The 17,904-nt window shown below is 63.8% G+C and carries 12 protein-coding genes; 3 read left to right on the top strand and 9 right to left on the bottom strand.

The features are described from left to right. Positions 1-27 precede the first annotated feature (27 nt). On the top strand, positions 28-2,250 hold the full coding sequence (locus tag ACTQ1Z_RS00985) for a DUF3825 domain-containing protein (RefSeq protein ID WP_441858032.1): 2,223 nt from the start codon (positions 28-30) through the stop codon (positions 2,248-2,250). A 146-nt stretch (positions 2,251-2,396) separates the two neighbouring features. Here the strand turns inward: ACTQ1Z_RS00985 and ligA are convergent, their stop codons facing one another. From ligA to ACTQ1Z_RS00940, 9 genes are all read right to left on the bottom strand, one after another. After that, on the bottom strand, positions 2,397-4,592 hold the full coding sequence (gene ligA, locus ACTQ1Z_RS00980) for an NAD-dependent DNA ligase LigA (protein WP_441858030.1): 2,196 nt from the start codon (positions 4,590-4,592) through the stop codon (positions 2,397-2,399). 229 nt (positions 4,593-4,821) lie between these two features. Further along, positions 4,822-6,375 carry a S1C family serine protease gene (locus tag ACTQ1Z_RS00975; protein WP_441858028.1) on the bottom strand — a complete coding sequence of 518 codons (1,554 nt, stop codon included), beginning with the start codon at positions 6,373-6,375 and terminating at the stop codon, positions 4,822-4,824. A 137-nt stretch (positions 6,376-6,512) separates the two neighbouring features. Continuing rightward, positions 6,513-6,641 carry a hypothetical protein gene (locus ACTQ1Z_RS00970; RefSeq protein ID WP_441858026.1) on the bottom strand — a complete coding sequence of 43 codons (129 nt, stop codon included), beginning with the start codon at positions 6,639-6,641 and terminating at the stop codon, positions 6,513-6,515. Positions 6,642-6,800: 159 nt separating this feature from the next. Beyond that, complete coding sequence (locus tag ACTQ1Z_RS00965) at positions 6,801-7,475, bottom strand: response regulator transcription factor (protein WP_320678685.1); 675 nt, start codon at positions 7,473-7,475, stop codon at positions 6,801-6,803. Between the two features lie 162 nt (positions 7,476-7,637). After that, positions 7,638-8,432: an amino acid ABC transporter ATP-binding protein gene (locus ACTQ1Z_RS00960; RefSeq protein ID WP_414153544.1), complete on the bottom strand. Its 795-nt coding sequence runs from the start codon at positions 8,430-8,432 to the stop codon at positions 7,638-7,640. Positions 8,433-8,441: 9 nt separating this feature from the next. Beyond that, positions 8,442-9,776, bottom strand: coding sequence for an amino acid ABC transporter permease (locus ACTQ1Z_RS00955; RefSeq protein WP_441858023.1), 1,335 nt, complete (start codon positions 9,774-9,776; stop codon positions 8,442-8,444). Between the two features lie 130 nt (positions 9,777-9,906). Beyond that, positions 9,907-10,740, bottom strand: coding sequence for an ABC transporter substrate-binding protein (locus ACTQ1Z_RS00950; protein ID WP_441858021.1), 834 nt, complete (start codon positions 10,738-10,740; stop codon positions 9,907-9,909). Positions 10,741-11,144: 404 nt separating this feature from the next. Next, entirely contained in the window at positions 11,145-12,491 is a 1,347-nt protein-coding gene (locus tag ACTQ1Z_RS00945; protein ID WP_441858019.1) for a glutamine synthetase family protein, read from the bottom strand. A 329-nt stretch (positions 12,492-12,820) separates the two neighbouring features. Then, complete coding sequence (locus tag ACTQ1Z_RS00940) at positions 12,821-13,039, bottom strand: FeoB-associated Cys-rich membrane protein (protein ID WP_320678689.1); 219 nt, start codon at positions 13,037-13,039, stop codon at positions 12,821-12,823. A 407-nt stretch (positions 13,040-13,446) separates the two neighbouring features. On the opposite strand from ACTQ1Z_RS00940, the gene ACTQ1Z_RS00935 reads away from it, so the two are divergent. Continuing rightward, on the top strand, positions 13,447-14,148 hold the full coding sequence (locus tag ACTQ1Z_RS00935; RefSeq protein ID WP_320678690.1) for an ABC transporter ATP-binding protein: 702 nt from the start codon (positions 13,447-13,449) through the stop codon (positions 14,146-14,148). Between the two features lie 78 nt (positions 14,149-14,226). Continuing rightward, positions 14,227-17,772, top strand: a complete 3,546-nt coding sequence (locus tag ACTQ1Z_RS00930; RefSeq protein ID WP_441858016.1) for an FtsX-like permease family protein — start codon at positions 14,227-14,229, stop codon at positions 17,770-17,772. Positions 17,773-17,904 lie beyond the last annotated feature (132 nt).

Below are 17,904 nucleotides of genomic sequence, written 5' to 3'. Positions count from 1 at the left end.
TGCGGCCGCAAGAATAAGGGGCATCTCATGGCAAAGAAGCAAATCGTCGACCTGCCCGTGCAGCTCACGGACGCAAACAAGCTCTACCTTTATCGTCTTCTCGGCAACGCGCTGGGCGTCGGCCGCCAGGCCTTCCTCCCCCGTGCCGTCGAAGCGCTGGAAGCGGAGGGCATCACGCACGAGGGGCTGGGTTACGCCACCGCGCAAGACCTCTTCGCCTCGCTCGACGAAGTCTGCGAGCTCACTGCCTTCAAGGGCGGTCGCTTCTACGTAACCGTAACGCGCAACGAGACGTTCGACACCGCACTCGCCGCGGGCGATGAGTCCAAAAAGAGCTCAGGCAAGGGCAAGCCGTGGAAGCGCAAGAAGGGCGCGCTCAAGCCCGTGCGTCCCAAGATGCGTGAGCTCAAAAAAACGGAAGAGCCCATTGAGACGCCTCCGACAGAGGAAGTAGAGGAGGCCGTCGCGCACGTCGCAGGCGAGCAGACGCAGGACGCGGCGCCCGCCGAGAAAAATGACCCCACCCCGAAGGCTACCGTAGCCGAAGCGCCGCGGGAGACCATCGAGAAAGCGTCGGCAGAGGCCGTCGTATCCCCCGACGTCACAGAAGCAAATACCTCGCAGGTAGATGCCACCGCGTCCGACGCGCCAGCCATTCCCTCCATCCTTGAGCAGATTGCTGCACAGGAGGCCGAGTTCGAGTCCTCTCGGGAGGAAACCATCGTCGCCAACGCAGCACTCGAAACGACTCACGCGGATGAAGCTGCACCCACGCCCGCGGTGCCCGCAGCCCCCGCACCCACGTCCGCGCCCGCGGTGCCCGCCGCGGCTCCCGTGCCCGCAGCTCCTGCACCCGCGCCTGCACCCGCGTTGCCCACAGCTCCCGCACCCGCGCCCGCGGCGCCCGCACCCGCCACAGCACCCACCGCACCCCACATCCCCGATGGCCTACCCCACACCTTCTCTGAGGAGGTCTCCATCAAGCCGTCCTTCGTGGGTATGCTCACGCGCATGCTCCCTATCGACGAAGACCTCATGTGCGTCCTCGATGAGGACTGGCGCGTCGCCCGTGCGACCGGCACGGCCAGCGGATCCCGAAACCTCGTGACTTTCCCCCTCAGGTACCTGCAGGAAGACGGCACCACTCCCGTAACCGTCACCATTCGCCGCACCTCGCGGCCGGGTGATGCGCGCCGCTGGCACCTCACGCTTGTCGATGGGGACGACGGCTCCGGCAACGTCCACATGGCCGTTGGCATCGAAGGTCTGCCCCAGGCCGAGGGCGGATGCTGGGCTCAGCTCGCTCCTGCCTCCTCTGCGGGCGCCCCCAAAGCAGATCCCATACGTGACCTCGCCCAGTTCATGGAAATCGGCTCCTGGGACACGATGCTGGGCACCCTTGCCCGCGCAGCCGCGCCCGAGCGCTGGAACTACCCTGGCGAGGGCGTCGGCAAGGAGAGCCGTTACGGCATCCTGCGCGACTACCTCGCCTCAACGCTTGCCCGCCTTCGCGCCACCGGCGGCGTCGTGACTTCGCCGGACGGCACACTCGCAGCGTTCGACACCGGTCTTGCCACCCCGATGGACGAGGAGCTCTACGCCATTCTCTCCCCCACCGGCACCGACATCCCCTGGCACCTCGACGGATTTGCCACAGCCGGCGACGGCGAGCTTGGCAGCCGCCTCACGGCGCACCTCCCCACGCTGCCGCCGCGCGCATGCTACCTCGAGAGGATTGACGACGTTGTCCCCCACGATGGCGCCCTTGTGATTCCAGACTACAAGTCCCTCCTGGGTGCGAACATCGAGCGCCTGCCACTCGGCTTCGTCGCATCGCTCGTCGCCGGCACTGACGCCCAGGCCCCTCTCGACCGCCTTGCCGCCGCTGGCCCCGCCGAGCGAGCCGCCGCGAGACGCGACCTCTCTCGCGCCATTGAGGGCGAGCCCGGCCGTTATCGCCGCGCGTGCCGTGCGCTCGATGATGCCATCGACCTCTCGCTGCGCCGCGCGCGCCGCAGCTACCGCCACGTCGCGCCCGCCTTCGACGCCGCCCTCGGCCGCAAGCTCATACTCCTGCCGCTCGCTCTCGTTGACGACACAAGCATCGACTGCGCGCTGGTCCTCGAGCTCATGCCGAGCGGCGCCTACCAGGCGGCGGCCGTTGCCTCCCTGTCGCGCGCCTACGCGGCCGCGCGCGTGGTGAGCGAGCAGCTGCCGTCTTGGCTCGAGGCTGATCGCGCCCTGGCCTAAAGCTACAACCGGCAAACAAGCAATCCCGCGCAGCACGCACGCAAAGCAAATCGCCCGGACCCCAAAGGGACCGGGCGATTTCGTTTACTTCGGTTGCTCCGCATGCGACGCGAAAAAGTTGACAAAGGGACTGTCCCTTTGTCAACTTAGGCAGCGGGCGCTTCTCCCGTCTCGAGGATGCGGTCGAGCGCTTCCTCGTCAAGCACGGGCACGCCGAGCTGCTCCGCCTTCGTTAGCTTCGAACCCGCGGCGGCGCCCGCCACGACATAACTCGTCTTCTTCGAGACCGAGCCGGACACTTTGGCGCCAAACGCCTGGAGCGCAGCCTTTGCCTCGTCGCGCGTGTGGCGCTCGAGCGTGCCGGTCAGCACGAACGTGAGACCCGCGAGCGTCTGCGGGGCAGCCTCCCCCGTCTGCTCTTCCTCGAGGATAACGCCCGCCTCGCGCAGGCGCTCGAGCACAGCGGCGTTTTCCTCGACAGAGAGGAACTCGCGCACACTATGGGCGATCTTTGGCCCCACGCCCTCGACCGCAGCGATACGCTCCTCGTCGGCCGACATCAGGCTCGTGAGGCTGCCGAATTCCTTCGCGAGCGAGCGCGCGACCTGCTCTCCCACGTGACGAATGCCCAAGCCGAACAGCACGCGCGCCAGGCCGCGCCCGCGCGATTCCTCTACCTGAGCCATCACCTTGGCGGCAATAGTCTTGCCCACGAGGATGTCGTCGCCCGCGACGCTCACGCGGCCCGTCGGGCACGCGGCAAGCGCCGTCTCAGTCAGACGATCATAGAAATCCGCGACATCGGAGACCATGCCGGCAGCCACGAGCTTGCCGATCAGCTCGTCGCCCAAGCCGTCTATGTCCATCGCCTTGCGACCCACCCAGTGGCAAAGACGCTCGTGAGCCTGTGCGGGGCAGTCGATGGAGACGCAGCGATAGGCAACCTCGCCTTCCTCGCGAATGACGGGGCTTCCACAGCTGGGACACGTAGTAGGCATGTGGAACTCGGGCGCGTCCTCCGGGCGCAGCTCGAGCACCGGACCCACGACCTCGGGGATGACGTCGCCGGCCTTGTGAACCACGATGGTGTCACCCACACGCACGTTCTTACGGCGGATCTCGTCGATATTGTGAAGCGTAGCTCGGGCGATGGTAGAGCCCGCCACGAAGACGGGATCGAACTCGGCGACCGGCGTCAGCACGCCCGTGCGCCCCACCTGAATACGGATCTCGCGAAGCACCGTACGCTTCTCCTCCGGCGGGAACTTGAAGGCAATCGCCCAGCGCGGAGCACGCGCCGTAAAGCCCAGTGCCTCCTGGCTAGCGAACGAGTCGACCTTGACTACTACGCCGTCGATGTCATAGTCGAGGTCCTCGCGATGTGCCAGCGCATCGGCGCAGAACTCGTGCACCTCATGGGCGCTCGTGCAACGGCGGGCGTTGGGGTTGACCGAGAAGCCGCAGGCACGGAGCCACTGTAGGAACTCCCACTGCGTGTTCACGGAAAGCGGGGCCTCGTCGGCCACGGCGTAGATGAAGGTCTCGAGGTCGCGATGGGCCGTGACCTTCGGATCCTTCTGGCGGAGGCTGCCAGCGGCGGCGTTGCGCGGGTTGGCGAAAGGCTCGCGGCCCGCGGCGTCCGCGCCCTCGTTCAGGCGGACGAAGCTGTGCTTGGGCATGTAGACCTCGCCGCGCACCTCAATCGACTGGCCGAGGCCGCCGTCGGCGACCTTAGCGAGGCCATTCGCGGCGAGCGCGTGCGGGATGCCGGCAATCGTCAGCACGTTGGCGGTGACGTTCTCGCCAGTGGTGCCGTCACCTCGCGTCGCCGCGCGGACAAACTGCGCATCACGATATGTGAGGGCAACGCCCAAACCGTCAATCTTGAGCTCGCAGGTGTAGGCAACGGGGTGCTCCGGCGTGGAGCCCAGGGCCTCGTCAGTGCGGGCAAGCCACTCGTCAAGCTCCTCGAGGTTCATCGCGTCATCGATCGAGTACATGCGGCTCGCATGGCGCACCGGCTCGAACTGCTCGGAGACGTAGCCACCCACGCGCTGGGTGTAGGAGTCCGGACCAACAAGCTCGGGATGAAGATCCTCGATAGCTTTAAGTTCGCGAACGAGACGGTCAAACTCGGCATCCGTGACGGCGGGATCGTCGAGCGCATAATAACGATAGGCATAGGTATTGAGGAGGCGGTTGAGCTCCGCCGCACGAGCACGCGGAGACTTCGCGGCATCGGATGAGGGCGCCTCGGACATGCCCTCCTCTACCTCCGGCATATCACCAAAGAGAGAAATCTGCCCGTCTGCCTGCGTGTTATTTGACTTGCCCTGCGCCATCGAGACTCCCATCGGTCACTGTCGATTGTTCAGAATGGTACCGCAGGTCCCGGACACGCCGCGAGGCTGATGCGGTCATTCAAGCAAACGCCAGCGCTCCATAGCAAACGTCAGCATCACACAACCCGTCGCGCCACACAAAGGCGCCGGCCCCACGCGAATTCGCGCGAGACCGGCGCCTTGCATCAAGCCAAATCGTTCCGGGCATCAGGCCGCCCGCGAGCCCGCCTTACCGCTGGCTGAACCCGTTACCACGGGAGCCCGAGTTGCCGTTTCCGTTGCCATAGCCATACTGGTTGAGATATTGCTCGAGAAGAGAGCCCTGCGAGGACTCATCCTGCTCGCTGTTCTGCATGGACTCGTCCGATCCAAGCGTCACGTCAACGGACATCTGCTTGCTGCCGCGCATGAGGGTCACGGTCACCTTGTCGCCCACGTTGTGCGAGCGCACGGCGAGCACCAGCCCGTCTGAGCTCGTGATTTCCTCCCCGTCGAGGCTGGTGATGATGTCGCCCTTGCGAATACCCGCCTGCTCGGCCGGGCTTCCGCTCGTGACCTCGGCGACATAAGCGCCCTGATTGACGGAGAGATTGTTCTCGCGTGCGTTCTGCGGCGTCACGGTCTGGAAGGAGCCGCCGAGATAGGCATGCGTGACCGTCTCTCCGTTGATGATCTTCTGCGCCACCTCGACCGCATAATTTCCCGGAATGGCAAAGCCCACGCCCGAGCTCGAGCCCGAATAGCTCTCGATGAGCGAGTTGATGCCAACGAGCTTGCCCTCGTCATCCACGAGCGCACCGCCGGAGTTGCCGGGGTTAATCGTCGCATCAGTCTGGATGAGGTTGGTATAGATCGTGTTACCCGAGGTGCTCTGCATCATCGTGGAACGATACAGCGAGCTCACGATACCCGTAGAGACGGACTGTTCAAGGCCGAAGGGGCTACCCAGGCTCATGACCCAATCGCCAACCTGAAGCGAGCTCGAGTCTCCCACCTCGATGGGCGTGAGCATCGCGCCATTGGGATTGATCTTGATGACGGCGAGGTCACTCGACTCGTCAGAGCCAACGACCGTGGCGTCATACGACTCGCCGCCAACAGAGACCGAGATGGTCTGCGCCCCCTCGATGACATGATAGTTGGTGAGGATATTGCCATCCGTATCGAGGACGACGCCAGAGCCGACGCCCTCGGCATCGTTCGTCTCCACGTTGATGGAGACGACGGAAGGCAGGCACTTCGCCGCGACGGCGGTCGCAAGCGAGGTGTCCTCGGAGGAGGGATCGATCGTGATGGACTGACCGGCGTTCGTCACGGTTGTGACGGTGGCGGGTCTATCGAAGAAGCCACCGAAGTTCAGCGCCGCCACGACACCCGCAGCACCCAGGACACCGCCAATCAAACCGAACACGAGGGCCTTGAGGCCGATGCGCGGCTTCTTGGGCTTAGGCGCGCCAGCGCCAGCCCCCGCGTCCGGGACAGGCGGCACCTGCGTAGGCGGCACCTGGCCCGTGGCCGCCTTCTGCGCGTACGCCTGACCCGTGGCAGGCTGCGCATATGCCTGCGTCGTCTGCGCGGCCTGCTGGCCCGCCGCCTGCTGGCCCGCCGCCTGCTGCGCGTACGTCTGCGTCGTCTGAGCGGGCGGCACCTGGCCCGCCGTCTGCTGGCCCGCCGCCTGCTGCGCGGAGGACTGCTGGTAGTACGTCTGGGCCGGCGGTACAGGCGGAACCTGCTGCGTCGGCTGAGCGCCCGGATAGACCGGACCTTGGTTGTCAGTTGGCATGATCGCTCCCCGTTCTATATATGCGATCGCTCGCGAATTTCGCTTGTGACTGTTGTACCCTACCGCACCACGACGCTCGGCTTCAACGTCCATGAATCACAGTCGCGAAACAACGCTTGCAGGAGCCTGAAAACAATTCAGCCAGGAAGATGGAGCCGGCGCGGCGCCTCGCCCACGCGCGGCTTGGCATCCACGGCCTCGCCCACGCGCGGCTTGGCATCCACGGCCTCGCCCACGCGCGGCTTGGCATCCACGGCCTCGCCCACGCACGCCTTGGCGCGGCGCCTCGCCCACGCGCGGCATGGCACCCTCGGCCTCGCCCGCGCGCGGCATGGCACCCTCGGCCTCGCCCGCGCGGCACAGCGCCCGTCCACAAAAAAAAGACGCGCCCAAAAGGACGCGCCCAAATGCAACCCAATACAGGCTTACACCTTAAACAGGTAGCCCACGCCACGAACGGTGACGATGTGGTTTGCCACCTGCGGACCCACCTTTGAACGCACTCGACGGATGTGCACGTCGACCGTGCGCGTGCCGCCGCAGTACTCGAAGCCCCAGACGCGGTGCAGCAGCGTCTCGCGCGAGTAGGCGCGCGAAGGATGCGTGGCAAGGAAGCTCAGCAGCGAGTACTCCATGAGGGTGAGGTCGACGGGCTTATCGTCGATGTAGATCTGATACGTGGCGAGGTTGATGGTCATGTTATCGATGACCACGATATCGCTCGGGGCGTTCTCCTCGCCGGGCCACAGGAGCTGCGTCATGCGCACCTCGAACTCGGCCTGACCAGCACTGGCGAGAATGAAGTCATTGCGGCCCTGAACGGGCATGCGCAGGCTATCGAGCTTCTCCTCGTCCACAACGAGAAGCTCCGGCACGCAGCCGTTCTCGGCAGACCAGGCAGAGACGCGAGCAACGAGATCGCCCGTCACGCCCGCGAGGTCGAGCGTCACGAGACCAAAGTCGTTACCGCTGGTAATGGCCTGATCGAAGGTGTCCGGCGTAGCCAGCAGAATGGAGATGTCGAGCTCGTGAGAGAGCTCGCGCATGCGATCATGCAGGCGCGTGGTACGCGATATGAGAAGAACCTTCTTGTGATGCATGCCGGGTGCCCCTAATCCTCGACGGTTGAGAAGGTGCCCGCTAAGGCCACGTTACGATTCGAAAAGCTTAACACGGCCGTCCCAGCCAAACCTTTTGGTTAAGCATAGTTTACACCGATGCCCACCCCGTGTAATCAATTCGCAACGCTGCCTTTTGCGGCCCTATACGTCCTTGATATTGCCAAGAAACGCCTTGGTGCGCTCGTGCTGGGGATGATCGAAGACCTGCTCGGGCGTTCCCTGCTCCACGATGACGCCGCCATCCATGAAGACGACGCGATCAGCGACGTCGCGAGCAAAGCCCATCTCGTGCGTGACGACAATCATCGTCATGCCCTCGCGAGCAAGGTCGCGCATGACACCAAGGACGTCGCGGACGAGCTCCGGGTCAAGGGCGCTCGTCGCCTCGTCGAACAGCATCACGTGCGGGTTCATAGCAAGCGCACGGGCAATGGCCACACGCTGCTGCTGGCCACCGGACAGCTGGCTCGGCATGAAGTCGACGCGATCGGCGAGACCCACCTTCGTGAGCTCCTCGATAGCGATACGCTCGGCCTCCTCAGCGGTACGCTTAAGCACCTTCTGCTGGGCGAGCATGACGTTCTTCTTCACCGAGAGATGCGGGAAGAGGTTGAACTGCTGGAACACCATGCCAAGGTGAGTGCGGACCTCGTTGATGTCCACGTTCTTGCCGGTGATTTCGGTTCCCTCGACGGTGATGGTGCCGCTCGTTGGGGTCTCGAGCAGGTTGATGCAGCGCAGCATCGTGGACTTGCCCGAGCCCGAGGGGCCTAGCACCACGACGACCTCGCCACGATGGACGTCGAGGTCGATGCCCTTCAGGATGACGTTCTCCCCGTCATAGGTCTTGTGCAGGTCACGAATCCGGACGACTACCTCGTCCTTCTCGGCGGTCTTGGTCTCTTGGGCCTTCTCGGCCTGGGTCATATCAGCCATGGTGTCCCTTTACGCGATGTGATCGCCGTCGATAACGCCGGCTTCCTTGAGGGTCTTCTTGCGACGCTTGCCGGCATCCGTTCCGAGCATGCGCGACTCAAGCATACTCACGACGCGAGCGAGCGGGATCGTCACCGCGAGATAGAAGAGGGCGGCAACGATGTAGGGCGTGATCGAGCCGGTGGAGGCGACGATCGTCTTCGAGTACATGACGACCTCCATGACGCCCACCGCGGCGAGCAGCGACGTGTCCTTGTAGAGCAGGATAAACTCGCTCGTCATCGTCGGGAGGACGTTGCGGAAGGTCTGGGGGATGATGACGTAGATCATCGTCTGGGTCGCAGTCATGCCGAGGGACCTCGCGGCCTCGTTCTGGCCCTTGCTAATCGACTGGATGCCAGCGCGGAAGATCTCGCACAGGTAGGCGGCGGAGTTCATCGCCAGAACGATGACGCCAAGCGGATAGCTCGGGACCTTGACGCCAGCAAGAGGAAGGCCAAAGAACGCGATGTAAATCTGCAGGAACGCCGGCGTGCCACGAATGATGTTCACGTAAAAGCCCGCAATCCCGCGCAGGACGCGCGAGGGGGAGATACGCATCAGCGCCAGGATGAAGCCGAAGGGAATCGCAAGCGGAAACGCCACGAGCACGATGGCAAGTGCCATAAGGAAGCCCTGGAAGACCGAGGGGATGCTCGAGACAAGGATGGGCGGGTTGAGGAAGAGGCGCAGGAACGTATTCTCGTTCCACTTCTTCACCCAGTCCTGCTGCTTAAGCCAGGTGGCGGCACCATCCCACATCGAGACGCCCGTGACCGTGATGGAAGGCACGTCAGAGAGCTCCTTGGTGGAGCCATCGGCGAGCTCATAGGAGACCTGGACCTGCTCTTCTCCACCGGCGGTGGGGAACTTCACCTTGTAAACCTCGAGGCGGATGTAGGAGCCGGCGGGTGCCGCCTCGTCAAGGTCGAACGTGAGTGCCTGGCCATCGGCGGAGACCTCGACGGAAGGGCGCTCACGGTCCATGAGGTCAGCGCCGGAGAGCAGCGTCACGCGAGCATCGTCCGTTCCAAACGAGGTGCCCTCGGGCAGGGTCAGCGTGACGCTCTTGACCTGTTCGGAGGAATCCGCCTGGCCCTCCCAGGTAATGCGTGTCTCGGAACCACCAAGGACGTCGCTCGAACCGCTTGCGTTGGGCTTGGCCGTGCACTTCGCGGTCTCGAGCGCGTAGGCGGGCACGGGGGCAGCGAACGCGAAGGCGCACGCGGTCACGATGGCCGCGAGCGCGACGATAAGCGAGCGCTTCGCGCCGGCGAGGTTCCTCTTGTCAGTGTTGTCGAACATGTTCATCCGTTCCATCCAGCTGTCGCTTGCGGGCAACCCGCCGCCATGCGCGCGCAAAGCCGTGGATTGTCCGCAAACGGCAAACGCCCCTCCGCCACGGCGGACGGAGGGGCGCCGCAAAGCAATCTCGTTAGCCGAAGTACTTGTTCACGATGCTGTCGAGGGTGCCGTCATCGGTGATGGCAGCGAGAGCATCGTTGACGGCGTCGAGCAGGGCGCCGTTGTCCTTGCTGACGGCGACGCCGTACTCCTCGCCCGTGGCGATCTCCTTGATGACCTGGGCATCGGTGTAGGACTCAGAAACCATCTTGGCGCCGACGGCCTTGTTGGTGATGACGGCGTTGGCCTGGCCAGCCTGCATCGCGGCAAAGGCATCCGTGGCGTTGCCATAGGGCTGGGTGGTGGCGTTGGGGAAGTTCTCCTGAGCATAGGACTCACCCGTGGTGCCGGACTGGACGGCAATGGTGACGCCAGCCTGGTTGAGGGCGTCGGCGTAAGTATCCGCCGTGATGTCAGCGTTAGCCTTCATGGCGACGACGGCGAGGTCATCGATGTAGTAGGAATCGGAGAAGTCGACCTGCTCCTCGCGATCCGGATCGATCGTGATGCCAGAGATGCCGAGGTCAACCTGGCCACCAGCGGCAACAGCCGGGACGATGGCGTCAAACTGCAGGGTCTTCATCTCAAGCTCGAGGCCAAGCTTGTCAGCGAGCGCCTGGGCAAGATCGATGTCGAGACCAACATACTGGTCATTCTCGAGGTTCTCGAACGGCGGGAAGTCCGGCGAGGTGCCAACTGTGAGCTTGCCATCGGTGACGAGGCCAAGGCCGGCGTCGGCGGCAGCAGAGGAGGCGGCGGCAGTGGTGGCGGCGCTGCCCGAGCCACCGCAACCGACAAGACCCATCATGCCGGCAAAAAGACCAGCGGTGGCGACGAACTCACGCCTGCTCATGTTCTTGTTCATGTAAATCCCCTTCCTTCGCGCCTAACGGCGCGGTTATTGACGCATGGATACGGGCGCAAAGCCACCCGCGCCCGGAGGCGCCGTTCCCTGGAGCCCTTGCCCCGCCGCGAGCATGCAACCAACTAGTCACATGCTCGCGATTGGTTTCCTATTGTAGTCATTCCAATGCATTACAAACGCTAAATATTCTATTTCTTGCATATTTCCAACAAGATACAAACTGTCCGTGTATTTTATGCGCCCGAATGGATATTTTCGAAGTGCCCTATAACAAAAGCGGAACGCCACCCATCCCGCGATGAGTGGCGTTCCTGTCAATTCATCTCGGCGCAAGTTAGCACGCAGTTGCGAATGCCCGTGACCCCATGCAAGCTCGCATGCAAGCCGCGCAGGCCCTCCGCCCCTTAGAAGCCTCCGTAGTAGTGGCGGAGCTCCCAGTCGGTCACGGTCTGCGAGTACTCGGCCCACTCGCGGCGCTTCTCCTCGAGAAGGTAGTTGAAGATGTGGTCACCGAGCGCCTCGTGCACGAACTCGGAGTTCTCGAACTCGTGGATGGCCTCGCCAAGGTCGCGAGGAAGGCGCGTGGCGCCGGACTCGGCAAGCTGGTCGAACGACACGGTCGACTCGGGCGGCAAAGGCAGCTCGTCGGCGATGCCCTTCATGCCGGCGGCAAGCGTCACGGCCATGATGAGGTAGGGATTGCAGGTGGGATCCGGACCGCGGAGCTCGATGCGGCGGCTCAGCTCCTTACCCGGCTTATAGGTGGGAACGCGCACAAACGCGGAGCGGTTCTTCGAACCCCAGGTGGCATAGCACGGAACCTCGCCGTTGGGGACGAGACGCTTGTAGGAGTTGACGGTGGGATTCGTGATGAGCGCGAACTCCGGAGCGTACTTCAGGATACCCGCAGCGTAGTGCTGGGCCGTCTTCGAGAGGTGGTGGATTGAGCCCTCTCCCCTCGCCCAGAACAGGTTGTTGCCGTCATGATCGAACAGCGACTGGTAGAGGAGCATAGCCGAGCCGGGAATGCCCGAGAGCGGCTTAGGCATGAACGAGGCGAACAGGCCATGCGAGAATGCCGTCTGTTTGATGACGAGACGAGCCGTCATGATGTTGTCGGCGCAGGTGATGGCCTCGGAGTAGCGAAGCGATACGCCGTTCTGCGACGGAGCCAGCGCGTGGTAGGAGTACTCGACCGGCACGGACATCTGCTCGAGAGCGAGGGTCAGGTCGCGGCGGAGGTCGCGAGCGGAGTCCTCGGGCGTGAGGTCAAAATAGCCGGCGTTGTCGAGCGGGACCGGAACGGCAGAGCCGCTGGAGACCGTCGTGTCCTCCTTGAAGTAGAAGAACTGGATCTCAGGGCTGACGTTCATGACGTAGCCTGCCTTGTCCGCCTCGCGGAACTGACGCAGCAGGCAGGCGCGCGGATCGCCCAGGAAGGGCTCGCGCTGAGGGGTCCTAATGTCGCAGAAGATGCGGGCGACGCCGCTCTCAGAGGGGCGCCACGGCAGGACCTGGAAGGTCGACGCATCCGGGAACGCCAGCATGTCGGACTCCTCGAGGGAGGAGAAGCCCTTCACCGCAGAGCCATCAAAGCCAATGCCCTCCTCGAAAGCCTCCTCGAGGTCCTCGGGAGAGATGGCGAAGGACTTGAGGTTGCCGAGCACGTCAGTGAACCACAGACGCACGAAGCGGATGTCGCGCTCCTCGACGGAGCGCAGTACGAAATCGATGTTCTGCTCGTTAGTCATCGAGCTACCTCGCAGACGGACGCAGGATTAGCAAGAATAGGACCGGCAAGGCTGAACCTAGTTGTGCCAGTGTACGCAACAACTTTCCCACAGGCGTGTTACGGAGCTGTTACCCTTACCGAACCTCCCCGACAATCGATTTTTGCCATCGGCGAACGGTAGCATCATCTCGGCGAGACGCCTTGACCGGGCACTTCGACCGGTCAAGGCGTCTCGCGGGGCGTAAGTCTGCCAACGCTGCAACCAGGTGACCGCTCGGCAGAGATGCGAGCTTGCCAGTACCACGAGCAGGCATTCTCGCCCGAGGCACGGGCCCACCTACGCCACGGCTAGGCGCCCTTCTCCGCCTTGTAGCGCTCCGCTGCTGCGGCGGCACTCGCCATGAGCTTGGCACTCTCCTTGCAATGGCCGCTCTTGCCCGCATTGCACGAGCCGCCCGAGGCGCAGTCCGCGCACTCACCGCTCTTGGCCCCGCGAATCATGGAGCGAACGCACAGAGCGAAGACGGCAAGCACCACAAGGATGATGATCAAATCAACGGGACTCATTTCGCATCCCCTCTCGTAGCTGGGGTTTCCGATGTCGTCGTCGGGCAAGACCAAGCCGAGCGTCAGCCGAGCAGGCCATGCGAGGCCAACTCGTCCGACGGCACGAGACACAGCACCGCACCGTTCCGAGTCTCATCTCCACGCACGGCATCACCATACCGGAGCACATAAGTTTACTCCTGTTAACTATAGGCATCGCAACCACCTCACGCAAGCGGCAATGGCCGCGTAAGCAGGAATACCCCACACGAACAAGGCGTCGGCCGAGCCGGTCCGGCGTTCCGCAGCAAGCACTCCCCAGGTATTCCGTCAGGGCGATATACTGTAGAGACGCTGGCGCTATGCAGTTTTGCGCCCGCCTCACCCACGACCGCGGGAAGGCCCGCCGCACAGCCAGGGGGATGCTCATGGCATACATCGAGTTCGACCACGTAGTAAAGGCATACGGGTCTGGCGCGACCGAGATTCATGCCCTCGACGAGGCGAGCTTCGCCGTCGAGAAGGGCGAACTCGCCGTGATTCTCGGCGCTTCGGGCGCCGGCAAGACCACCGCCCTCAACATCCTGGGCGGCATGGATACCGCCACCTCGGGCCGCGTCGTGGTAGACGGCCGCGACATCACGCGCGCGAACGAGAATGACCTCGTCGAGTATCGCCGCGCGGACGTGGGCTTCGTATTCCAGTTCTACAACCTCGTGCCCAACCTCACCGCCCTCGAGAACGTCGAGCTCGCGGCCCAGATTTGCCCGGATTCTCTCGACGCGCGCGAGACCCTGGAGAAGGTCGGCCTCGCCAACAGGCTCTCAAACTTCCCCGCCCAGCTCTCCGGCGGCGAGCAGCAGCGCGTCTCCATCGCGCGCGCCGTCGCCAAGAACCCGAAGCTTCTCCTCTGCGATGAGCCCACGGGCGCACTCGACTACGTGACCGGCAAGCAGATTCTCCAGTTGCTCCAGGACACCTGCCGCAAGGACGGCATCACCGTCGTCCTCATCACGCACAACGCCGCCCTCGCCCCCATGGCAGACCGCCTCATTAGGTTCAAGAGCGGCAAGGTTATAGAGATGAGCGTCAACCCCTCCCCCACGCCGATCAGCCAGATCGAATGGTAGCCGGGCCACGCCCCTCGCAAGGCAAACGCCCCACATGCAACACGCAACGCCAGCTCACAAGCACGGAAAGAGAGGCTCATGCGCTCTGCCCTCGCCACAGACACCCTGCGCACCATCCGCAATAGCGCCAAGCGCTTCGTCTCGCTTGCCGCAATCTGCGTACTCGGTGTCACGATGCTCGTCGGCCTCACGATCGCGTGCAGGGACCTTCGCCTCTCCGCAGACAAGTTCTTTGACCAGCAGCGGCTCTATGACGTGAGCGTGCAGTCCACGCTTGGCCTCACGGATGACGACGTCAACGCTCTTGCTGCGCTTGGCAGCGTCGAGGAGGCCGAGGGCAGCTGGAGCGAAACTGCCTACACCACAGTCGACGGAGCCCATGCATCCGTCACGGTACATGCCTTCAAGGCCGGCGGCATGAACCAGCCCTATCTCGAGGAGGGCCGCCTCCCCGAGAACTCAGACGAGGTCGCCGTCACACAGGACTACCTCGACGCCACCGGCAAGCGCGTGGGCGACACCCTCACCTTTGGCGTCAGCGCGGATGATACGACCTGGGCCGTCGGCGACACGGCACAGCCACAGGCAGACGCCGATGATGACGAGGACCCCGACGACCTCGATCTCGATAGCGAAGACGCTCAGGACAGCGAGCTCTTCGCCCGCCACACCTACACCATCACCGGCCGCGTCATCGACCCCACCAACGTCTCCGCCAAGAACGGTTCCTCGTCATTCCGCTCCTCCGGCCCGAAGTACAGCTTCTTCGTACCCGCGAGCGCCGCTACCGCAGAGGCCTACTCCGTCATCTACCTGCGTGCCACCGACGCCACCGAACTCTCCTGCTTCTCCCAAAAGTACAAGGACGTCGTGAGCCGCATGACAAGCGAAGCCGAGGGCATCAAGGCAGAGCGCGAGGCCGCGCGCGACGCGGAGATTCGCGACGACGCCAACGCCCGCATCGACGATGCCGAGCAGACCGCCAACGACAAGTTCGCCGAGGCCGAAGACAAGCTCGCCGAGGCTCAGAAGACCATCGACGACGCCATTGCCCAAATCGAATCCGGCCGCAGCGAGCTCGCGGAGCAGAAGGCGTCCGCGCTCGACCAGCTTGCCAAGGCCCAGGCAAAAATCGACTCCGGCAGGGCCCAGCTCGAAGACCCCGCGACCCGCGATCAGGCCGTCGAGCAGGCAAAGGCCGCCGCGACTGCCGCCCTTGAGGAGAGCGACCAGTACAAGCAGCTCGTCTCCACGCGCGACGCCCTCGTCCAGACCAAACAGAACTACGACGCGCTCGTCGATGCCAAGGCGCAGCTCGAGGAAACACAGGGCCAGCTTGAAACCGCCATAGACCAGCTCGAACAAGGCAAGGGCGAACTCGAGACCGCAAGGAACGCGCTCGAGCAGAGGATCGCCCAGCTCGAGAAATTGGGCCTTCCCGCAGATGACCTCAAGGCCCAGCTCGCCGAGGTCGAGGGCAAGATCGAGGAGCTCGACACACAGCTCGCGGAGGCTGAGGCGCAGCTCGCCCAGGTCGAGGCCCAGCTTGGCACCGTGAACGACGGCATCACCGCCATCACCGCAGCACTCGCCCTCCAGAACCTCACACCCGAAGCGCTCGAGCCCACCATCACCCAGCTCGAGGCCGGCATGGCCGCCGCAAGGCAGCAGGCAGAAGAAGCCGCGACGGCCGAGGTCGATCGCAGCATCGCCGAGAGCCGCGCGCAGCTCGACCAGGGTCAGGCTGAACTGAACTCCTCCCGTGCCGAGCTCGATGCCCAACTTGCCGCCGCCCAGGCAAAGCTCGACGACGCCCAAAGCGAGGTTGACGAGGGTACGGCCGAGCTCGAGGAGAACCGCGCCGAATTCGAGCGCCAGAAGGCCGAGGCCCTCCAGAAGATCGCCGACGCCCGCGCCAAGGTCGAAGACATAGGACGCGCCACCTGGTATGTCCAGGATCGAGGTTCCATATCGTGTTTCTCCTCCATCGACACAGACGCAAGTTGCATCGAGACGCTAGGCTTCGTCTTCCCGGTCATCTTCCTTGTGGTCGCCATTCTCGTCGCCCTCACGACGGCAATGCGCATGGTCGAGGAGGAGCGCGGGCTCATCGGCCTCTATAAGGCACTTGGCTACCGTCACGGCAGCATCATGGCCAAATACGTCCTCTATACCGCAGGCGCCGCCCTCGCAGGCGGCATCGTCGGTGCCATTCTCGGCTTCGTCGCGCTGCCGCTGTTCCTCTTCAAGTTCTTCGCGCTCATGTATACGCTGCCCGCTTTCGAGCTCTCGTTCTCGCCAGCGCTCTGTGCGCTTGCCATGGGCATCTTCGTTCTCGGCATCGGCGCCACCACGGCGCTCACCGTAAGCCGCGAGCTGTCGGAACAGCCCGCCCAGCTCATGCGCCCGCGCGCGCCCAAGGCGGGCAAGCGCATCCTGCTCGAGCGTATGCCCATAGTCTGGAACCACCTCGGCTTCCTCAACAAGGTCACGGCCCGCAACCTCTTCCGCTACAAGGGCCGCCTCGCGATGACGGTCTTTGGCGTCGCCGGTTGCTGCGCACTCATGATTGCCGGCTTCGCCATCAACGACACCGTCGAGGGCCTCTCCGCCAATCAGTACGGCGCCGACGACCGCACCGGCGTCTACTCCTACGACCTGCTTGCGGTCACCCAGGCAGATGACCTCGAGGCGGTGGCACGCGAGCTCACTCAGGCGCCCGAGGTCGCAACCTACACCTGCGTCTACACCGACAACGTCACCGTCGAGCGCAACGGCAGACAGGACACCGCCCAGTTCATCGTCGTACCCGACGGCTTCTCCCTCGACGGCTTCATCGACCTGCACACCGAGGATGGCACCAGCGTCTCCCTCGACGACGCCGCGCGCGATGGCGGCGTGCTCTTCACCAAGAGCACCGCCAACGTTCTCGGCTTTGGCGCCGGAGACGAGGTCACGCTCAAGGACACCAAGCTCAACCAGGCGGATGTGAAGGCATCCGGCGTCGTCATGAGCTACCTCGGCAACGCCGTCTACATGACGCAGTCCACCTACGAGGAGCTCTTTGGCGAGAAGCTCGAGGCCAACGCCCTCATCGCTAACCTCCTCGGCACGGATGACGAGAAGATTGACCTCTGCAACGAGCTCGCCAATGACACGCGCTACCTTAACGTCACCAACGTCCGTCAAGGCGTGCGCGACTTCTCGGACGTCTTCATCCTCATCCGTTGCGTAACGGCCCTGCTCATCGTGCTCGCCGCCGGTCTTTCCTTCGTTGTGCTGTTCACGCTCTCGACCACCAACGTGTCCGAGCGCGAGCGCGAGCTCGCAACGATTAAGGTACTCGGCTTCCGTCGTGGCGAGGTGCGCACCTACATCAACAAGGAGATGCTCATCCTCACGTTTATCGGCACGGTTCTCGGCGTTCCGCTTGGTCTCGCGCTATCGCAGTCGCTCACCTATGTCCTCAACATGCCTTCCATGTACTTTGCCGTCGAGGTCGCGCCCGCGGGCGTCCTCATCTCCTGTGCGCTATCGCTCGTGTTCGCCGTCATTGTCTGCCTCATCACGAGGCCCTCGATCGACCGCATCGACATGGTCGGAGCGCTTAAGTCAGCGGAGTAGCGACGAGACAACGCAGCGGATTTAGGGCAGATGCGCACGACGCCAGCAACTCGGCCGGGCAGGGGCGTGAGCACACGCTGCCGATGACGCCCACGCCCGGCGAGCACTCGTAGCAGCATTGTTAAGCCATGG

Source organism: Parolsenella sp. LCP21S3_E11, assembly GCF_052118165.1.
Taxonomy (GTDB): Bacteria; Actinomycetota; Coriobacteriia; order Coriobacteriales; family Atopobiaceae; genus Parolsenella.
Note: the sequence above shows the minus strand (reverse complement) of the source record. Positions and strands in the feature narration are given on the sequence as shown.